Source organism: Caenimonas terrae (genome assembly GCF_042655405.1).
Taxonomy (GTDB): domain Bacteria; phylum Pseudomonadota; class Gammaproteobacteria; order Burkholderiales; family Burkholderiaceae_C; genus Ramlibacter; species Ramlibacter terrae_A.
Genome location: NZ_JBHSMF010000010.1, coordinates 88,670 through 103,853, shown reverse-complemented (window position 1 = coordinate 103,853; position 15,184 = coordinate 88,670). Strand labels below are relative to the sequence as shown.

At 67.4% G+C, this 15,184-nt stretch carries 18 protein-coding genes; 12 read left to right on the top strand and 6 right to left on the bottom strand.

Features of this window, described 5'->3' with window-relative positions; genetic code table 11:
• Positions 1–119: 119 nt before the first annotated feature.
• Entirely contained in the window at positions 120–2,357 is a 2,238-nt protein-coding gene (locus ACFPOE_RS19700) for an NADP-dependent isocitrate dehydrogenase (protein ID WP_376852027.1), read from the bottom strand.
• 160 nt (positions 2,358–2,517) lie between these two features.
• Positions 2,518–3,771, bottom strand: coding sequence for an NADP-dependent isocitrate dehydrogenase (gene icd, locus ACFPOE_RS19695; protein WP_376852026.1), 1,254 nt, complete (start codon positions 3,769–3,771; stop codon positions 2,518–2,520).
• A gap of 229 nt (positions 3,772–4,000) precedes the next feature.
• On the opposite strand from icd, the gene ACFPOE_RS19690 reads away from it, so the two are divergent.
• From ACFPOE_RS19690 to ACFPOE_RS19680, 3 genes are all read left to right on the top strand, one after another.
• Positions 4,001–4,363, top strand: a complete 363-nt coding sequence (locus tag ACFPOE_RS19690; RefSeq protein WP_376852025.1) for a cell envelope biogenesis protein TolA — start codon at positions 4,001–4,003, stop codon at positions 4,361–4,363.
• A 152-nt stretch (positions 4,364–4,515) separates the two neighbouring features.
• Positions 4,516–4,710, top strand: a complete 195-nt coding sequence (locus tag ACFPOE_RS19685; protein ID WP_376852024.1) for a hypothetical protein — start codon at positions 4,516–4,518, stop codon at positions 4,708–4,710.
• 74 nt (positions 4,711–4,784) lie between these two features.
• Positions 4,785–5,243 (top strand): DUF192 domain-containing protein, encoded by a 459-nt coding sequence (locus ACFPOE_RS19680; protein ID WP_376852023.1) that lies wholly within the window; start codon positions 4,785–4,787, stop codon positions 5,241–5,243.
• Between the two features lie 67 nt (positions 5,244–5,310).
• On the opposite strand, the gene ACFPOE_RS19675 is transcribed toward ACFPOE_RS19680, so the two are convergent.
• Both ACFPOE_RS19675 and xseA read right to left on the bottom strand, forming a co-directional pair.
• On the bottom strand, positions 5,311–5,892 hold the full coding sequence (locus tag ACFPOE_RS19675; protein WP_376852022.1) for a superoxide dismutase: 582 nt from the start codon (positions 5,890–5,892) through the stop codon (positions 5,311–5,313).
• Between the two features lie 46 nt (positions 5,893–5,938).
• On the bottom strand, positions 5,939–7,231 hold the full coding sequence (gene xseA, locus ACFPOE_RS19670) for an exodeoxyribonuclease VII large subunit (RefSeq protein ID WP_376852021.1): 1,293 nt from the start codon (positions 7,229–7,231) through the stop codon (positions 5,939–5,941).
• Positions 7,232–7,589: 358 nt separating this feature from the next.
• Here xseA and ACFPOE_RS19665 point away from each other — a divergent pair, with 358 nt between their 5' ends.
• From ACFPOE_RS19665 to adk, 6 genes are all read left to right on the top strand, one after another.
• The gene (locus ACFPOE_RS19665; RefSeq protein ID WP_376852020.1) at positions 7,590–8,216 is read left to right on the top strand and encodes a MotA/TolQ/ExbB proton channel family protein; all 627 of its coding nucleotides are present in this window, start codon (positions 7,590–7,592) and stop codon (positions 8,214–8,216) included.
• Between the two features lie 11 nt (positions 8,217–8,227).
• Complete coding sequence (locus tag ACFPOE_RS19660; RefSeq protein WP_376852019.1) at positions 8,228–8,656, top strand: ExbD/TolR family protein; 429 nt, start codon at positions 8,228–8,230, stop codon at positions 8,654–8,656.
• A 2-nt stretch (positions 8,657–8,658) separates the two neighbouring features.
• Positions 8,659–9,660 carry a tetraacyldisaccharide 4'-kinase gene (gene lpxK, locus ACFPOE_RS19655; protein ID WP_376852018.1) on the top strand — a complete coding sequence of 334 codons (1,002 nt, stop codon included), beginning with the start codon at positions 8,659–8,661 and terminating at the stop codon, positions 9,658–9,660.
• The gene (locus ACFPOE_RS19650) at positions 9,641–9,847 is read left to right on the top strand and encodes a Trm112 family protein (RefSeq protein ID WP_376852017.1); all 207 of its coding nucleotides are present in this window, start codon (positions 9,641–9,643) and stop codon (positions 9,845–9,847) included. Before lpxK ends, ACFPOE_RS19650 begins: the two co-directional genes overlap by 20 nt.
• A gap of 7 nt (positions 9,848–9,854) precedes the next feature.
• Positions 9,855–10,604: a 3-deoxy-manno-octulosonate cytidylyltransferase gene (gene kdsB, locus ACFPOE_RS19645; protein ID WP_376852016.1), complete on the top strand. Its 750-nt coding sequence runs from the start codon at positions 9,855–9,857 to the stop codon at positions 10,602–10,604.
• Between the two features lie 133 nt (positions 10,605–10,737).
• Positions 10,738–11,394: an adenylate kinase gene (adk, locus tag ACFPOE_RS19640; protein WP_376852015.1), complete on the top strand. Its 657-nt coding sequence runs from the start codon at positions 10,738–10,740 to the stop codon at positions 11,392–11,394.
• On the opposite strand, the gene ACFPOE_RS19635 is transcribed toward adk, so the two are convergent.
• Complete coding sequence (locus tag ACFPOE_RS19635; protein ID WP_376852014.1) at positions 11,360–12,325, bottom strand: asparaginase; 966 nt, start codon at positions 12,323–12,325, stop codon at positions 11,360–11,362. The two genes, adk and ACFPOE_RS19635, sit on opposite strands and share 35 nt — an antisense overlap.
• 104 nt (positions 12,326–12,429) lie before the next feature.
• Here ACFPOE_RS19635 and lexA point away from each other — a divergent pair, with 104 nt between their 5' ends.
• Both lexA and ACFPOE_RS19625 read left to right on the top strand, forming a co-directional pair.
• The gene (gene lexA / locus ACFPOE_RS19630) at positions 12,430–13,104 is read left to right on the top strand and encodes a transcriptional repressor LexA (protein ID WP_376852013.1); all 675 of its coding nucleotides are present in this window, start codon (positions 12,430–12,432) and stop codon (positions 13,102–13,104) included.
• A 115-nt stretch (positions 13,105–13,219) separates the two neighbouring features.
• Positions 13,220–13,558 carry a hypothetical protein gene (locus ACFPOE_RS19625; RefSeq protein WP_376852012.1) on the top strand — a complete coding sequence of 113 codons (339 nt, stop codon included), beginning with the start codon at positions 13,220–13,222 and terminating at the stop codon, positions 13,556–13,558.
• 6 nt (positions 13,559–13,564) lie between these two features.
• Here the strand turns inward: ACFPOE_RS19625 and ACFPOE_RS19620 are convergent, their stop codons facing one another.
• The gene (locus ACFPOE_RS19620; protein WP_376852011.1) at positions 13,565–14,080 is read right to left on the bottom strand and encodes a DUF1993 domain-containing protein; all 516 of its coding nucleotides are present in this window, start codon (positions 14,078–14,080) and stop codon (positions 13,565–13,567) included.
• 95 nt (positions 14,081–14,175) lie between these two features.
• Here ACFPOE_RS19620 and ACFPOE_RS19615 point away from each other — a divergent pair, with 95 nt between their 5' ends.
• Entirely contained in the window at positions 14,176–15,183 is a 1,008-nt protein-coding gene (locus ACFPOE_RS19615; RefSeq protein WP_376852010.1) for a D-2-hydroxyacid dehydrogenase family protein, read from the top strand.
• The last annotated feature ends 1 nt before the right edge of the window (position 15,184 follow it).

Sequence of the window (15,184 nt, the reverse complement as noted above, 5' to 3'; positions counted from 1 at the left end):
AATTCCACGCCGCCTCCAGCCATGGCGGCGACATGCTGAGCAAGTAAGGGCGACCGGCCGGAAAAAAAGCCGCCCTCGGGCGGCTTTTTCCATTCCGGGCGGCCGTGGCCGCCCAGGCGTCAGGATTGCAGCGCAGCCAGGGCGCCGTTGAAGGTCGCGCTCGGGCGCATCACGGCGCTGACCTTCTTGCGGTCCGGGAAATAGTAGCCGCCGATGTCGGCCGGCCGGCCCTGCACGGCATTGAGCTCCTCCACGATCTTCTGCTCGTTGGCCGTCAGCGCCTGGGCCAGTGGCGCGAAGCGCTGCGCCAGTCCGGCGTCCTGCGTCTGGGCCGCCAGGGCCTGGGCCCAGTACATCGTCAGGTAGAACTGGCTGCCGCGGTTGTCCAACTGGCCGGTCCTGGGCGACGGGCTCTTGTTGTTCTCCAGCAGCTTGCCGGTGGCGGCGTCCAGCGCAGCGGCCAGGACCTTGGCCCGGGTGTTGCCGGTCTTGATGCCTTCGTCCTCCAGGCTCACCGCCAGCGCCAGGAACTCCCCCAGGGAGTCCCAGCGCAGGTGGTTTTCCTCGACCAGCTGCTGCACGTGCTTGGGGGCCGAGCCGCCCGCGCCGGTCTCGTACATGCCACCGCCGGCCATCAGAGGCACGATCGACAGCATCTTGGCGCTGGTGCCCAGCTCCATGATCGGGAACAGGTCGGTCAGGTAGTCGCGCAGGATGTTGCCGGTGACGCTGATGGTGTCGCGGCCGCGGATCACGCGCTCGAGCGTGAAGCGCATCGCGTGGACCTGGCTCATCACCTGGATGTCCAGCCCGGTCGTGTCGTGTTCCTTCAGGTAGGCATCGACCTTCTTGCGCAGTTCCGCTTCGTGCGGGCGGAACGCGTCCAGCCAGAACACCGCGGTCATGCCGGAGTTGCGGGCCCGGGTGACGGCGAGCTTGACCCAGTCGCGGATGGCGGCGTCCTTGACCTGGCACATGCGCCAGAGGTCCCCCTGCTCCACCTTCTGGCTGAGCAGCACTTCGCCGGTGGCCAGATCGGTGATGTTGGCCACGCCGTCTTCCGGGATCTCGAAGGTCTTGTCGTGCGAGCCGTATTCCTCGGCCTGCTGCGCCATCAGCCCGACGTTGGGGACGGTGCCCATGGTCTTCGGGTCGAAGTTGCCGTGCCACTTGCAGAAGTTGATGATCTCCTGGTAGATGCGGGCGAAGGTCGACTCGGGGATGACTGCCTTCACTTCCTTGAGCCGGCCGTCGGCGCCGTACATCTTGCCGCCCTGGCGGATCATCGCCGGCATCGACGCGTCCACGATGATGTCGTTGGGCGAGTGGAAATTGGTGATGCCCTTGGCCGAATCGACCATCGCCAGCGCCGGCCGGTTCTCCAGGCAGGCGTGCAGGTCGCGCTTGATCTCGTCCTGCTGGGATTGCGGCAGCGTGGCGATCTTCTCGTACAGGTTGGCCATGCCGTTGTTGACGTTCACGCCGAGCTCGTCGAACAGCTTGCCGTGCTTGTCGAACGCCTCCTTGTAGAACATGCGCACGCAATGGCCGAACACGATCGGGTGGGAGACCTTCATCATGGTCGCCTTCACGTGCAGCGAGAACATCACGCCGGTGTTCTTGGCGTCCTCGATCTGCTGCTCGTAGAAAGCCAGCAGCGCCTTCTTGCTCATGAACATCGAGTCGATGATCTCGCCGGCCAGCAGCGAGACCTTGGGCTTGAGGACGATGGTCTTGCCCGACTTCGTGACCAGTTCCATGCGGACGTCGCGTGCCTTGTCCAGGGTCATCGACTTCTCGCCGGCGTAGAAGTCGCCGTGGGTCATGTGCGAGACGTGGGTGCGCGACGCGGGGCTCCATTCGCCCATGCTGTGCGGGTGCTTGCGGGCGAACTCCTTGACCGCTTTCGGGGCGCGGCGGTCGGAGTTGCCCTCGCGCAAGACCGGGTTCACGGCCGAGCCGAGCACCCTGGCGTAGCGCTGGCGGATCGCCTTGTCGTCGTCGTTCTTCGGGTTCTCCGGGTACTCGGGAACCATGTAGCCCTGGCCGCGCAGTTCGCGGATCGCCGCCACCAGCTGGTTCTGCGAGGCGCTGATGTTCGGCAGCTTGATGATGTTGGCATCGGGCTGCAGCGTCTTGCCTGCCAGCTCCGTCAGCGTGTTGTGCGTCTTCTGCTGCTCGCCCAGGAAATCGGGAAACTCGCCGAGGATCCGGTTGGCCACGGAGATGTCGCTCTCCACGACGTCGATGCCCGCCGCAGCGGCGAAGGTGCGCACGATCGGCAGGAAGGCGTGGGTCGCCAGGTACGGAGCTTCGTCCGTCAGTGTGTAGATGATCTTTGAACGGTCTGCAGCCACAGGGTTTTCTCTCTGGATGTTGGGTCGGGAGGGTGATCGGACAACGCAGCGCCATTTTACGAGATGGAACCGCGTGCCATGACGTGAAGCGACGCCCAAAGCAAAAAGCCCCGGGGCCTGTCGACCCCGGGGCTTGGCATGCGGTGGTCCCGCAGTGGGCTTACATGTTCTCGATCATCACCTGGCCGAAACCGGAGCAGGAGACCTGCGTGGCGCCATCCATCAGGCGGGCGAAGTCGTAGGTGACTTTCTTGGACAGGATGGACTTCTCCAGCGAGCTGATGATCAGGTCCGCGGCCTCGGTCCAGCCCATGTGGCGCAGCATCATCTCGGCCGACAGGATCTCGGAGCCTGGGTTCACGTAGTCCTTGCCGGCGTACTTCGGCGCGGTGCCGTGGGTGGCTTCGAACATGGCGACCGAGTCGCTCATGTTGGCGCCCGGGGCGATGCCGATGCCGCCGACCTGGGCGGCCAGCGCGTCGGAGATGTAGTCGCCGTTGAGGTTCAGCGTGGCCACCACGCTGTACTCGGCCGGCCGCAGCAGGATCTGCTGGAGGAAGGCGTCGGCGATCACGTCCTTGACGACGATGTCCTTGCCTGTCTTGGGGTTCTTGAACTTCATCCACGGTCCGCCGTCGATCTCCGCCGCGCCGAATTCCTTCTTGGCCAGGCCATAGCCCCAGTCCCGGAAGCCACCCTCGGTGAACTTCATGATGTTGCCCTTGTGGACCAGGGTCACGCTGGACTTGTCGTTGTCGATCGCGTACTGGATCGCCTTGCGCACCAGGCGCTCGGTGCCCTCGCGCGAGACCGGCTTGATGCCGATGCCCGAGGTGTTCGGGAAGCGGATCTTCTTGACGCCCATCTCGTCCTGCAGGAACTTGATCAGCTTTTTGGCCTTGTCCGACTCGGCCTCGAACTCGATGCCGGCGTAGATGTCTTCCGAGTTCTCGCGGAAGATCACCATGTTGGTCTTGTGCGGCTCCTTGACCGGGCTGGGCACGCCCTCGAAATACTGGATCGGGCGCAGACAGACGTACAGGTCCAGCTCCTGGCGCAGCGCCACGTTCAGCGAGCGGATGCCGCCGCCGACCGGTGTCGTCAACGGACCCTTGATCGACACCACGTACTCGCGCACGGCGGCCAGCGTCTCTTCCGGCAGCCAGACGTCCGGGCCGTAGACCTTGGTCGACTTCTCGCCGGCGAAGACCTCCATCCACTGGATCTTCTTCTTGCCGCCATAGGCCTTGGCGACGGCGGCGTCGACCACCTTGATCATCACCGGCGTGATGTCCAGGCCGGTGCCGTCGCCCTCGATGAACGGAATGATCGGCTGGTCCGGCACGTTCAGGGACATGTCGGCGTTGACGGTGATCTTCTGGCCTTGGGCGGGCACCTTGATGTGCTGGTACATGGGGGGGTCGTCTCCGGGATGAAGGGATGGGCAGCCGCGGGCGCGGGTCGCGCGGCGGAGCTTCTGGATTCTAGGCGAAACCCTTAGCCGTTCCCATGCCTGCGGGGGTGCCGGACCGGGGGCCGGGACGACCCCTGTCAACCGCGGCCAGCTCTGCCGCGTTGGCGGTGAGGTTTCCTGCGAAAGCCAGGAAGCGCATTTCGACATCAACCATCCAAGAGAGATTTCCATGAACAAATTGCTCGCCACCCTGCTGGCCGCCTTCTTCGCCACCGCCTCCTTTGCCGCTTCCCACGTCGGCGCGCCGATGGCCGGCGCCTCCGCCGCCGTCAAGGCCGAAGCCAAGGCCGACAAGAAGGAAGTGAAGGCCGAAGCGAAGGCCGAGAAGAAGGATGCCAAGGCGGACGCCAAGGCCGAGAAGATGCAAGCCAAGGCCGACAAGAAGGCGGGCAAGGCCGCCGCCGAAGCCAAGGCCGACAAGAAGATTGCAGCTGCCGAAGCCAAGAAGGACAAGGCTGTGGCCGGCGCCAGCGCCAAGGAAGCCAAGGCCGAAGCCAAGGCCGACGCCAAGAAGGAAGAAGCCAAGAAGTAATTCTTCGGCGCTCCCGGCAAACCCGCTGCGGCGGGTTTTTTTGCGCCCGCGCCCGGGGCGGTCAACCGGGCTCGCGGCAGCGCCGTTACGGATGAGCCTTCCGATCGCGGAAGGAGCGTTCGAAAAATCATCAAGCTCAAGGATCCGGACTAATGAACAAACTCCTCGCCACCCTGATTGCGTCCCTGTTTGCCGTGTCGACCGCCTTTGCCGCGTCGCACACCGGTGCGCCGATGGCTGGCGCCTCCGCCCCGAAGGCCGAAGCCCAGGCCACCAAGAAGACCGTGAAGAAGGCCAAGAAAGCCAAGAAGGCCAAGAAGGTCAAGGCCGAGGAAACGAAGTCGTAATTCCCGACTCGGCCCTCCCAGCAATGCCCGCCCGCCGCGGGCATTTTTCCTGGGGAGGGGTCACAATGCCAACGATGAAACTCCCTTTGCGCATCCTTGCCGCCCTGGCCACCGCGGTGGCCCTGCACGCGGCGCACGCCGCCGACGAACCGCAGATGAACCTGCCGCGGGTCCGGTTGTCGGTCGGTCTCCACCAGATCGACGCCCAGGTGGCGCAGAACAACGACGAGCGGATGGTCGGCCTGATGTTCCGCAGGCAGATGCCCCAGCACGAGGGCATGCTGTTCGTGTTCGAGCAGCCGTCGATGCAGTGCTTCTGGATGAAGAACACGCTGCTGCCGCTGTCTGCCGCCTTCGTCGCCGACGATGGCACCATCGTCAATCTCGTGGACATGAAGCCGCAGACCACCGACTCGCACTGCTCGCTCAAGCCCGTGCGCTACGTGCTGGAGATGAACCAGGGCTGGTTCGCCAAGAAGGGCATCAAGGCCGGCACCAAGCTGGCCGGCCAGCCCTTCGAAGCCGCCCGCTAGGGCATTGCGCGCACCGATGAAAAAAGCCGGCTGAGGCCGGCTTTTTCAATGGCGACAGTTGCCCGGGTCAGCCGAAATTCTTCTGCGCGAAATCCCAGTTGGCCAGCTTGTCCAGGTAGGTCTCGACGAACTTCGGGCGCAGGTTGCGGTAGTCGATGTAGTACGCGTGTTCCCACACGTCGACCGTGAACAGCGCCTTGTCGGCGGTGGTCAGCGGCGTGCCGGCGGCGCCCGTGTTCACGATGTCGACGCTGCCGTCCGGTTTCTTCACCAGCCAGGTCCAGCCGGAACCGAAGTTGCCGACGGCGGACTTGACGAAGGCTTCCCGGAAGGCGGCGTAGCTGCCCCACTTCTTGTTGATCGCTTCGGCCAGCGCGCCCTTGGGCTCGCCGCCGCCGGCCGGCTTCATGCAGTTCCAGAAGAAGGTGTGGTTCCAGACCTGGGCCGAGTTGTTGTAGATGCCGCCGGAGGATTTCTTGATGATCTCCTCCAGGGTCATGTTCTCGAACTCGGTGCCCTTCTGCAGGTTGTTGAGGTTCACCACATACGCGTTGTGGTGCTTGTCGTGGTGGTACTCGAGGGTTTCCTTCGAGTAGTGCGGGGCCAGCGAGTCGTAGGGGTACGGCAGCGGGGGCAGGGTGTGTTCCATGGTCTCTTTCCTCGGGAGTTGGCAGGCAGGGGACTGATTCTAGGGACTAAATCAGCCGCCGAGGCGCGACAGTGAGATCTACCTCGCCATCGGCCAGGCTCGCGCGCAGCGCCTGCCCGATGCGGGTCTGGCCGGCACTGGTGATGGCCGTGCCGTCGAGATCCGTCAGCAGCGCATAGCCGCGTTGCAGCACCAGCCGGGGGTCCAGCATCTCGAGTTGCAGTTGCTGCCGATCGAGCCGTTCGTGGGCGCTGCGCAGGCGCGCCGCGACGGCGGCGGACAGCGCGCCCGCCACCGCAGGCAACGCCCCCTGGGCTGCCAGCAGCCGGCCGGCGACCGCATAGCGCAACCGATGGGCCTGCGCGGCCAGGCGCAGCCGCTGCCCGCCGAGGCGCGCCGATGGCCTTCCCAGCCTGGCGGCGGCGACGTCGATGCGCTGGTTGCCCAGGTCGAGCCGGCGCGCGGCCGCCGTGCGCAGCTGCGCCTGGGCCTGGTCCAGTTGTGCCAGCCATTCCGAGCGCGCGGTGGCGGCCAGTTCGGCGGCAGCGGTCGGCGTCGGCGCGCGCAGGTCGGCGACGAAATCGGCGATCGTGAAGTCGGTTTCGTGGCCGACGCCGCTGACCAGGGGCACCGGGCTGCGCGCGATGGTGCGTGCCAGTTGCTCGTCGTTGAAGGCCCACAGGTCCTCGATCGAGCCGCCGCCGCGCACCAGCAGGATGACGTCGATGGTGCCTGTTGCGGCCAGCCGGTAGAGGCCGTCCAGCGCCCTGACCAGGTCGGCCGGGGCCTGGGTACCCTGCACCGCCGCGGGTGCCAGCACCACCGGGATGTGCGGCACCCGGCGCGACAGGCAGGTCACCACGTCATGCAGCGCGGCCGCCCCCAGCGACGTCACCAGGCCGATGCCGCGCGGCAGCGCCGGCGGCGCACGCTTGCGCGCTGCGTCGAACAGCCCTTCCGCCTCCAGCCTGGCCTTGAGCCGCAGGAACTGTTCGAACAGCGCGCCCTGCCCGGCCCGCGTCAGGCTTTCGACGATCAGCTGCAGGTCGCCGCGCGGCCCGTAGACGTCGAGTCGGCCGGTCACCTCCACGCTGTCGCCATCGCGGGGATTGAAGTCGAGCAGGCCGGCGGCGCGGCGGAACATGGCGCAGCGGATCTGGCCGTCGCCGTCCTTCAGCGAGAAGTAGCAATGACCGCTGGCTGCGCGCGAAAAGCCCGAAAGCTCGCCCCGGACCGCCACCGGATTGAAGCGCGCATCGAGCGCATCAGCGATGGCGCGGCAGAGCGCGCCGACCTGCCAGATTCGTGGCGCCGCGCCGACCGGTGGCACGGCCGGCATCAGGCCCACCCGCGCTCGACGGGCAATTTAGTCCACAGAAGCCGCGCCGGTGCGGCTTTGCCGGGGGTTTGCCGGGAGAAAGCCCATTTTGTCGAGCAACCCATTGAATTCATTAAACTTTTTCCTGCTCAATTTGTCATCGATTTGTCACGTTGAAGCATTGGTGCGGGTTCCCGAGCCATGGGGGGTGACTTCTCAACAAAGTTATCCACAGCTTCTGTGAGTCTTGTCCTACGAGTCAGGTTTTCCCATCCTACGATTGGAGTAGTGACCAGCAGGATCCGCTTGCGGCGAGGCGGCCCGGAGCGCTGGGCCATAATCGGCGCTCTCAAACGGCATTACGCGCGGAGAGTCTTCATTGCTTTCGATCATACAAGCCGCAGGCTGGCCGATCTGGCCGCTGGTTGCCTGCTCCATCCTCGCGCTCGCGCTCATCATTGAACGATTCATCAGCCTCAAGACCGCCAAGGTGGCGCCGCCCAAGCTGCTGGAGGAAGCGCTGGCGGTGTCCCGCACCAGCGTGCCGGCGCCGGACGTGGTCAAGCAACTCGAGCAGAACTCGGCGCTCGGCGAAGTCCTGGCCAGCGGTTTCCGGGCCCTCAATTCCGATCCGCGCTGCACCGAGAACGACCTGCGGGCCACGATGGAAGGCACGGGCCGGGCGGTGGCGCACCGGCTCGAGCGCTACCTGAGCGCGCTGGCAACGATCGCTTCCGCCGCTCCCTTGCTGGGCCTGCTGGGCACCGTGATCGGCATGATCGAGATCTTCGGCTCCCAGGGCTCGGGCACCTCCACCGGCGGCAATCCGGCCCAACTGGCGCACGGCATCTCGGTGGCCCTGTACAACACGGCCTTCGGCCTGATCGTGGCGATCCCGTCGCTGATCTTCTGGCGCTACTTCCGCGGCCGGGTCGACGAGCACCTGCTGACGCTGGAGCTGGCCGCCGAACGCTTCGCGCGCCACCTCAACCAGCTGCGCAGATAGGGCCGACCGCGATGAACTTCCGCCCGCGCGCCAAGGAGGAACCGGAGATCAACCTGATCCCGTTCATCGACGTCCTGCTGGTGATCCTGATCTTCCTGATGCTGTCGACGACCTACAGCAAGTTCACCGAGCTGCAGCTGCGGCTGCCGGTGGCGGATGCCGATGCCCAGCGCGACTATCCCAAGGAAGTGATCGTCACCGTCAGCGCCGACGGCAGGTACACCGTGAACCGGGTCCCGGTCGAGGGCCGCAGCGTCGAGACGATGGCGGTGGCACTGGTCGAGGCCGCCAAGGCCGGCAAGGACAGCGTCATCATCATCAGCGCCGACGCCATGGCGGCCCACCAGTCGGTCATCACGGTGATGGAGGCGGCTCGCCGCTCGGGCATGAACCAGATCACCTTCGCCACCCAGCCGTCCGGCCAGGCCGGCCACCGCTGACCATGGGCCATGCCCTGCAGAGCGCCTGGCTGCGCCGCGGCGCCCTCGCCTGCCTGCTGTGGCCGCTGTCGCTGCTGTTTCGCGCCTTGGTGGCGCTGCGCCGGCGCCTGTACCGCAGCGGCCGCCTCAAGAGCGCGCGGCTGCCGGTGCCGGTGGTCGTGGTCGGCAACGTGGTGGCCGGCGGCGCCGGCAAGACCCCGGTGTTGCTGGCATTGCTGGAGCACCTGGCCGCTCGCGGCCTGCGCGCCGGCGTGATCTCGCGCGGCTACGGCCGCCGCTCGCGCGCCTGCCTGGAAGTCGGCCCCGCCAGCCAGCCCGAGCAGGTGGGCGACGAGCCGCTGCTGATCCAGCGGGCCGCCGGCGTGCCGGTGGTCGTCGCGCGCAGGCGCATCGACGCGGGCAAGGCGTTGCTGGCGGCTCATCCCGAGGTGCAGGTGATCGTCTGCGACGACGGCCTGCAGCACCTGGCCCTGCAGCGCGACATCGAGCTGTGCGTGTTCGACGCCCGCGGCCTGGGCAACGGCTGGCTGCAGCCGGCCGGCCCGCTGCGCGAACCCTGGCCGCGCCAGGTCGACTTCATGCTGGCGCCGGCGGAGTTCGCCGCCGCCCACCAGGGTTTCAGCGTCGAGCGCGAGCTCGCTCCGGTGGTCTGCAATGGCAGGGCCGAGCGCACGGACCTGTCCGCCTTGCGCGGCAAGCCGCTGCTGGCGGTGGCCGGCATCGCCAATCCGCCGGCCTTCTTCGGCATGCTGCGAGCGCAGGGACTGGACCTGGAGTGCACCTTCGCGCTGCCCGACCACTACGATTTCAGCGGCGCGCCGCTGCCGCTGGATCCGGCCATGATCATCGTTTGCACCGAGAAGGACGCGGTCAAGCTGTGGCGCAGCCGGCCCGACGCGTGGGCGGTGCCGCTGGTGGTGCGGATCGATCCCGCGTTCTGGCCGCCATTCGACCGCCTGCTGGATGCAAAGCTATCATCGGTCCATGGATCCGAAACTGCTTGAGCTGCTGGTCTGCCCCGTCACCAAGGGCCACCTCGACTACGACCGCGAGCGCCAGGAGCTGCTGTCGCGCAGCGCCAGGCTGGCCTATCCGGTGCGCGACGGCATCCCGATCCTGCTGGAAGACCAGGCCCGCGTGCTGAGCGACGAGGAACTCGAGCAACTGCCCGCGCGAACGCCGCTGGTCTGATGCGGCCATGGGCTACACGGTCCTGATCCCGGCGCGGCTGGCCTCCACCCGCCTGCCCGACAAGCCGCTGGCCGACCTGGCCGGCAAACCGATGGTGGTGCGGGTCGCGCAACGCGCGCTGCAGTCGCAGGCGACACGGGTGGTAGTCGCGGCCGACAGCGCCAGCATCGTCGATGCCTGCCGCGCCCACGGCGTGGAAGCCGTGTTGACGCGCACCGACCATCCTTCCGGCAGCGACCGCCTGGCCGAGGCCAGCCGGCTGCTGGGATTGACACCCGACGCCATCGTGGTCAACGTCCAGGGCGACGAGCCGCTGATCTCGGCGGCGCTGATCGATGCGGTGGCGTCGTTGCTGCAGCAGCGTCCCGATGCCAGCATGAGCACCGCCGCCCACGCCATCACGGAGCTCGACGAGTTCCTCAATCCCAACGTGGTCAAGGCCGTGCTCGACGCCTCGGGCCTGGCGCTCTACTTCAGCCGCGCGCCGATCCCGTGGTGGCGCGACGGCTTTTCCGCCGGCGTCTCCCGGCTGCCGCAGCCGGCACCGCTGCGCCATGTCGGCATCTACGGCTACCGGGTCGGCTTCCTGCAGCAGTTCCCGTCCCTGCCGCCGGCGCCCCTGGAAGACTGCGAGGCGCTGGAGCAGCTGCGTGCGCTCTGGCACGGGCACCGGATCGCGGTCCACGTGAGCGCCGAGGCGCCGGGGCCGGGCGTCGACACGCCGGCCGACCTGGAGCGCGTGCGCAAGCTGTTTTAACGCTCGCCGCCCGCTTCCACCACGTCAGGTCGGGGCAAGCCTGCATGCTATCCTTTGCAGCAACGAGCGCAGCGGCGCGGGGCGCGCGGCCCCCGCGCCACAAGCTGCCAGATCCAACCATCCGAGGACATCCATGAGACTGATTCTGTTGGGCGCGCCCGGCGCTGGCAAAGGCACGCAAGCGACCTTCATCTGCCAGAAGTACGGCATCCCGCAGATCTCCACCGGCGACATGCTGCGCGCCGCGGTCAAGGCCGGCACGCCGCTGGGCGTGGCCGCCAAGAAGGTCATGGACTCGGGCGCGCTGGTGGGCGACGACATCATCATCGGGCTGGTCAAGGAGCGCATCGCGCAGCCCGATTGCGCCAACGGCTTCCTGTTCGACGGTTTCCCGCGCACCATTCCGCAGGCCGACGCGATGAAGGCGGCCGGCGTCAAGCTCGATCACGTGCTGGAAATCGACGTGCCGTTCGAGGCGATCGTGGAGCGCATGAGCGGGCGCCGCTCGCACACCGCCTCGGGCCGAACCTACCACGTCAAGTTCAATCCGCCCAAGGTCGAGGGCCGCGACGATGTCACCGGCGAAGCGTTGATCCAGCGCGAGGACGACAAGGAAGAGACCGTCAAGAAGCGGCTCGAGGTCTATGCCCAGCAGACCCGCCCGCTGGTGGACTACTACTCGGCATGGGCGCGGGCCGAACCGGCCAGCGCGCCCAAGTACCACCGCATCAGCGGGACCGGCAGCGTCGAGGAAATCACCCAGCGCGCGCTGGCGGCGCTGTCGCAGTAGCCAGCAGCTCCAGCTGCAGCGCGAGGCGCGCCTTCACCGGCGACAGACCGCCGGCCGACTCGAACGATCCGTCGGCATGCCCCAGCACCACGCCTTGCGCGCAGCGGGTCGAGCGCACCACCCGCACCCCCTGCTGCTGCGCCTTGCGCAGCGCGGCTTCCAGCAGGTGGTGGATGGTCCCGTTGCCGGTGCCGGCAACCACCAGCCCCCTGACACCCGCCGCCACCAGCGCCTGCACCGCCCGGCCATCGGCGCCGCCATGGCTGCTGACGATTTCCACCCACGGCCAGTCGCCGCCATCGGCCAGCGCCGCCATCGCGGAATGCGATGACGCGTCCGGTTGCGGCCAGCTTCGCAGCAGCCGCACGCCGCCTTCCTCCACATAGCCCAGCGGCCCGGCATCGCCGGAGCTGAAGGCATCGAGCCGGTAGGTGTGCGTCTTTCTGACATCCAGCGGGCCGTGGATGGCTCCGGCGCAGACCGCCACCACGCCGCGCGCGCCGGGCCAGCGAGCCACGGCGATCGCGTCCACGATGTTCTGCGGCCCGTCGGGCGCCAGCGCCGTGGCCGGCCGCATCGCGCAGGTCAGCACCACCGGCTTGACCGGTGCCAGCAGCGCCTGCAGCAGGGACGCCGTTTCCTCCAGCGTATCGGTGCCGTGCGTAACGACGATGCCCTGGATATCGTCCTGCGCCAGCCAGTGCGCGCAGCGCTGGGCCAGTCGCGTCCACACCGCAGCGTCCATGTCCTTGCTGTCGATCTGCGCCACCTGCTCGGTGACCAGCGGCAGGTCGCGCAGCGCGTCGATTTCGCCCAGCAGCTGCGAGATGGAAAGCGTTGCGGCCGTGTAGCCGACGTTGTCGCTGCGCGAGTGCGAGCTGCCGGCGAGCGTGCCGCCGGTGCCGAGTACCACAATTTTTGGCCGATTCACTTGCAAACTTCTCCAAACTGGTTAAAAATACAGCTACTGGATATTAAGACAGTGAGTGCCTCTTCTTCCCTCTCTCCTCCAGTGCATCCACCAGGAGTCGCCCCATGCTCGAAACGCCCAAGCTCACCGCCCGCCAGCAGCAGATTCTGGACCTGATCCAGAGCGCGATTGCACGCACCGGCGCCCCGCCCACGCGCGCCGAGATCGCGGCGGAGCTGGGATTCAAGTCCGCCAACGCCGCCGAGGAACACCTGCAGGCCCTCGCCCGCAAGGGCGTGATCGAGCTGGTCAGCGGCACCTCCCGCGGCATCCGTCTGAACAGCGAGACGCTGCGCACCATCCACGAGTCGCGCACCAAGCAGTTCTCGCTGCCGCTGCAAAGCCTGGCCCAGCTGGCCCTGCCGCTGATCGGCCGGGTGGCCGCCGGCTCGCCGATCCTGGCGCAGGAGCATGTGGACCAGACCTACTACGTGGAAAACACGCTGTTCCAGCGCCGGCCTGATTACCTGCTCAAGGTGCGCGGCATGTCGATGCGGGATGCCGGCATCATGGATGGCGACCTGCTGGCGGTGCAGGCCACCAAGGAGGCCAAGAACGGCCAGATCATCGTGGCCCGCCTGGGCGACGACGTCACCGTCAAGCGCTTCCGCCGCAACAAGCACCTGATCGAGCTGCACGCCGAGAACCCCGACTACCAAACCATCGTCGTGGAACCCGGCGAGCCCTTCGAGATCGAGGGCCTGGCGGTCGGCCTGATCCGCAACACCATGCTGATGTAGCTGCGCCTTTCCGGGCCGCCGCAGGTGGCGGGCGTATGGCGCAAGGCGCCATCACCCTGCGGCCGGCCTCGCAATCGCAATCCTGCCTGTGTCTGACCTTTCACAGGAGCATGCAATGGGAATCACCTTGATGACGTTCAGCGGGCTGTTCGCGCCGCTGCAGCAGCTTGCCGGCTGGCTGGCCAGCGCACCGGCCCGGCCGCCGCAGCGGGTCGGCCGCATGGTTGCGGCGCCGGCCGCCGCCTGCGGCAAGGGCCCGGGCCGGGCCCGTCCCACCTGGCGTCCTGCGGTGCGCAACGTGCTGCCGGCACGCCGGCCGCTGCGCGTGGTGCGGGTGGAAGACGGCGCCCATGCGTCGGCCGCCGCCGGCCGGATGGTCATCTCCGGACGGATGGCCGACGTCTGCGCCGAACTGGACAGGCTGGCAGCGCAGGAGGCGGGCCGCGTCCGTTAACCGGGCTTAGCTGCGGCCGCCGGTCAGGTAGTCGCCCTTGCCCAGCTCGACGCCGTTGTGCCGCAGGATGGCATAGGCCGTGGTGACGTGGAAAAACAGATTGGGCAGGGCGACGTTCAGCAGGTAGGCCTCGCCCTTGAGGGTGCGCGTGACGTCGCGCCCGGCGGGAAAGGTGATGTCCTTGCCGTCCGTGCCCTCGAGCTGGCTGCGCGGCACGCTGTCCAGGAAGTCCAGCGTCTTGCGGATGCGCTCCTTCAGCTCGGCCAGCGTCGCCTCGTTGTCCTCGAACTTGGGCGCCTCCACGCCGGCGATCCGGGCCGCGCCGTTCTTGCAGGCGTCGCAGGCAATCTGCACCTGCTTCTTCAGCGGCAGCATGTCGGGCGCCAGCCGGCAGTCCACCAGCACCTGCGGATCGAACTTGCGGGCCTCGGCATTGGCCTGGGCCTTGTCCAGGAAGTGGCTCAGGTTGCCCAGCATGTTCTTGAAAACCGGCACGCTGGCCGTGTACATCGAAATCGTCATCTGCGTCTCCTGGGTACGACTGAAAAGGTACGCCATGCTAGCGGCTTCGGCAGGCCGGCGCGCTGGGCACGCTGCGCTCAGGGCACAATTGCCGGATGAACGTAGTGATCCTCGACGATTACCAGGACGCGGTGCGCAAGCTCCAGTGCGCCTCCAAGCTGGAGGCCTATCCGGCCAAGGTCTACACCAACACCGTCAAGGGCATCGGCCAGCTGTCGGTGCGGCTGCGCGATGCCGACATCATCGTGCTGATCCGCGAGCGCACCCACATCACGCGCCAGCTGGTGGAAAAGCTGCCGCGGCTGCGCCTGATCGCCCAGACCGGCCGGGTCGGCAGCCACCTGGACGTGGAAGCGTGCACCGAGCGCGGCATCGCGGTGGCCGAGGGCGTGGGCTCACCGGTGGCGCCCGCCGAACTGACCTGGGCGCTGATCATGGCCGCGATGCGCCGGCTGCCGCAGTACATCTCCACCCTCAAGCACGGCGGCTGGCAGCAGTCGGGCATGAAGTCGGCGTCGATGCCGGTCAACTACGGCCTGGGCATGGTGCTCAGGGGCAAGACGCTGGGCATCTGGGGCTACGGCAAGATCGGCCAGCTGGTGGCCGGCTACGGCAAGGCCTTCGGCATGCAGGTGCTGGTGTGGGGCCGGCAGGCGGCGCGCGAAAAGGCCGCCGCCGACGGCCACCAGGCCGCCAACAGCCGCGAGGAGCTGTTCGCCGAAAGCGACGTGCTCAGCCTGCACCTGCGGCTGAACGAGGAGACGACCGGCATCGTCACGCTGGAAGACCTGGGGCGGATGAAGCCCACCGCCCTGCTGGTGAACACCTCGCGGGCGGAACTGGTGGCGCCGGAAGCGCTGATCGCGGCGCTCAACCGCGGCCGGCCCGGGATGGCCGCGATCGACGTCTTCGAAAGCGAGCCGATCCTGCAGGGCCACGCCCTGCTGCGGCTGGAAAACTGCATCTGCACCCCGCACATCGGCTACGTGGAACTGGACAGCTACGAGCTGTATTTCGGCGCCGCGTTCGACAACGTGGTCAATTTCATCCGCGGCACGCCGACCAACATCGTCAATCCTGGCGCGCTCCAGGTCAGGCGCTGAA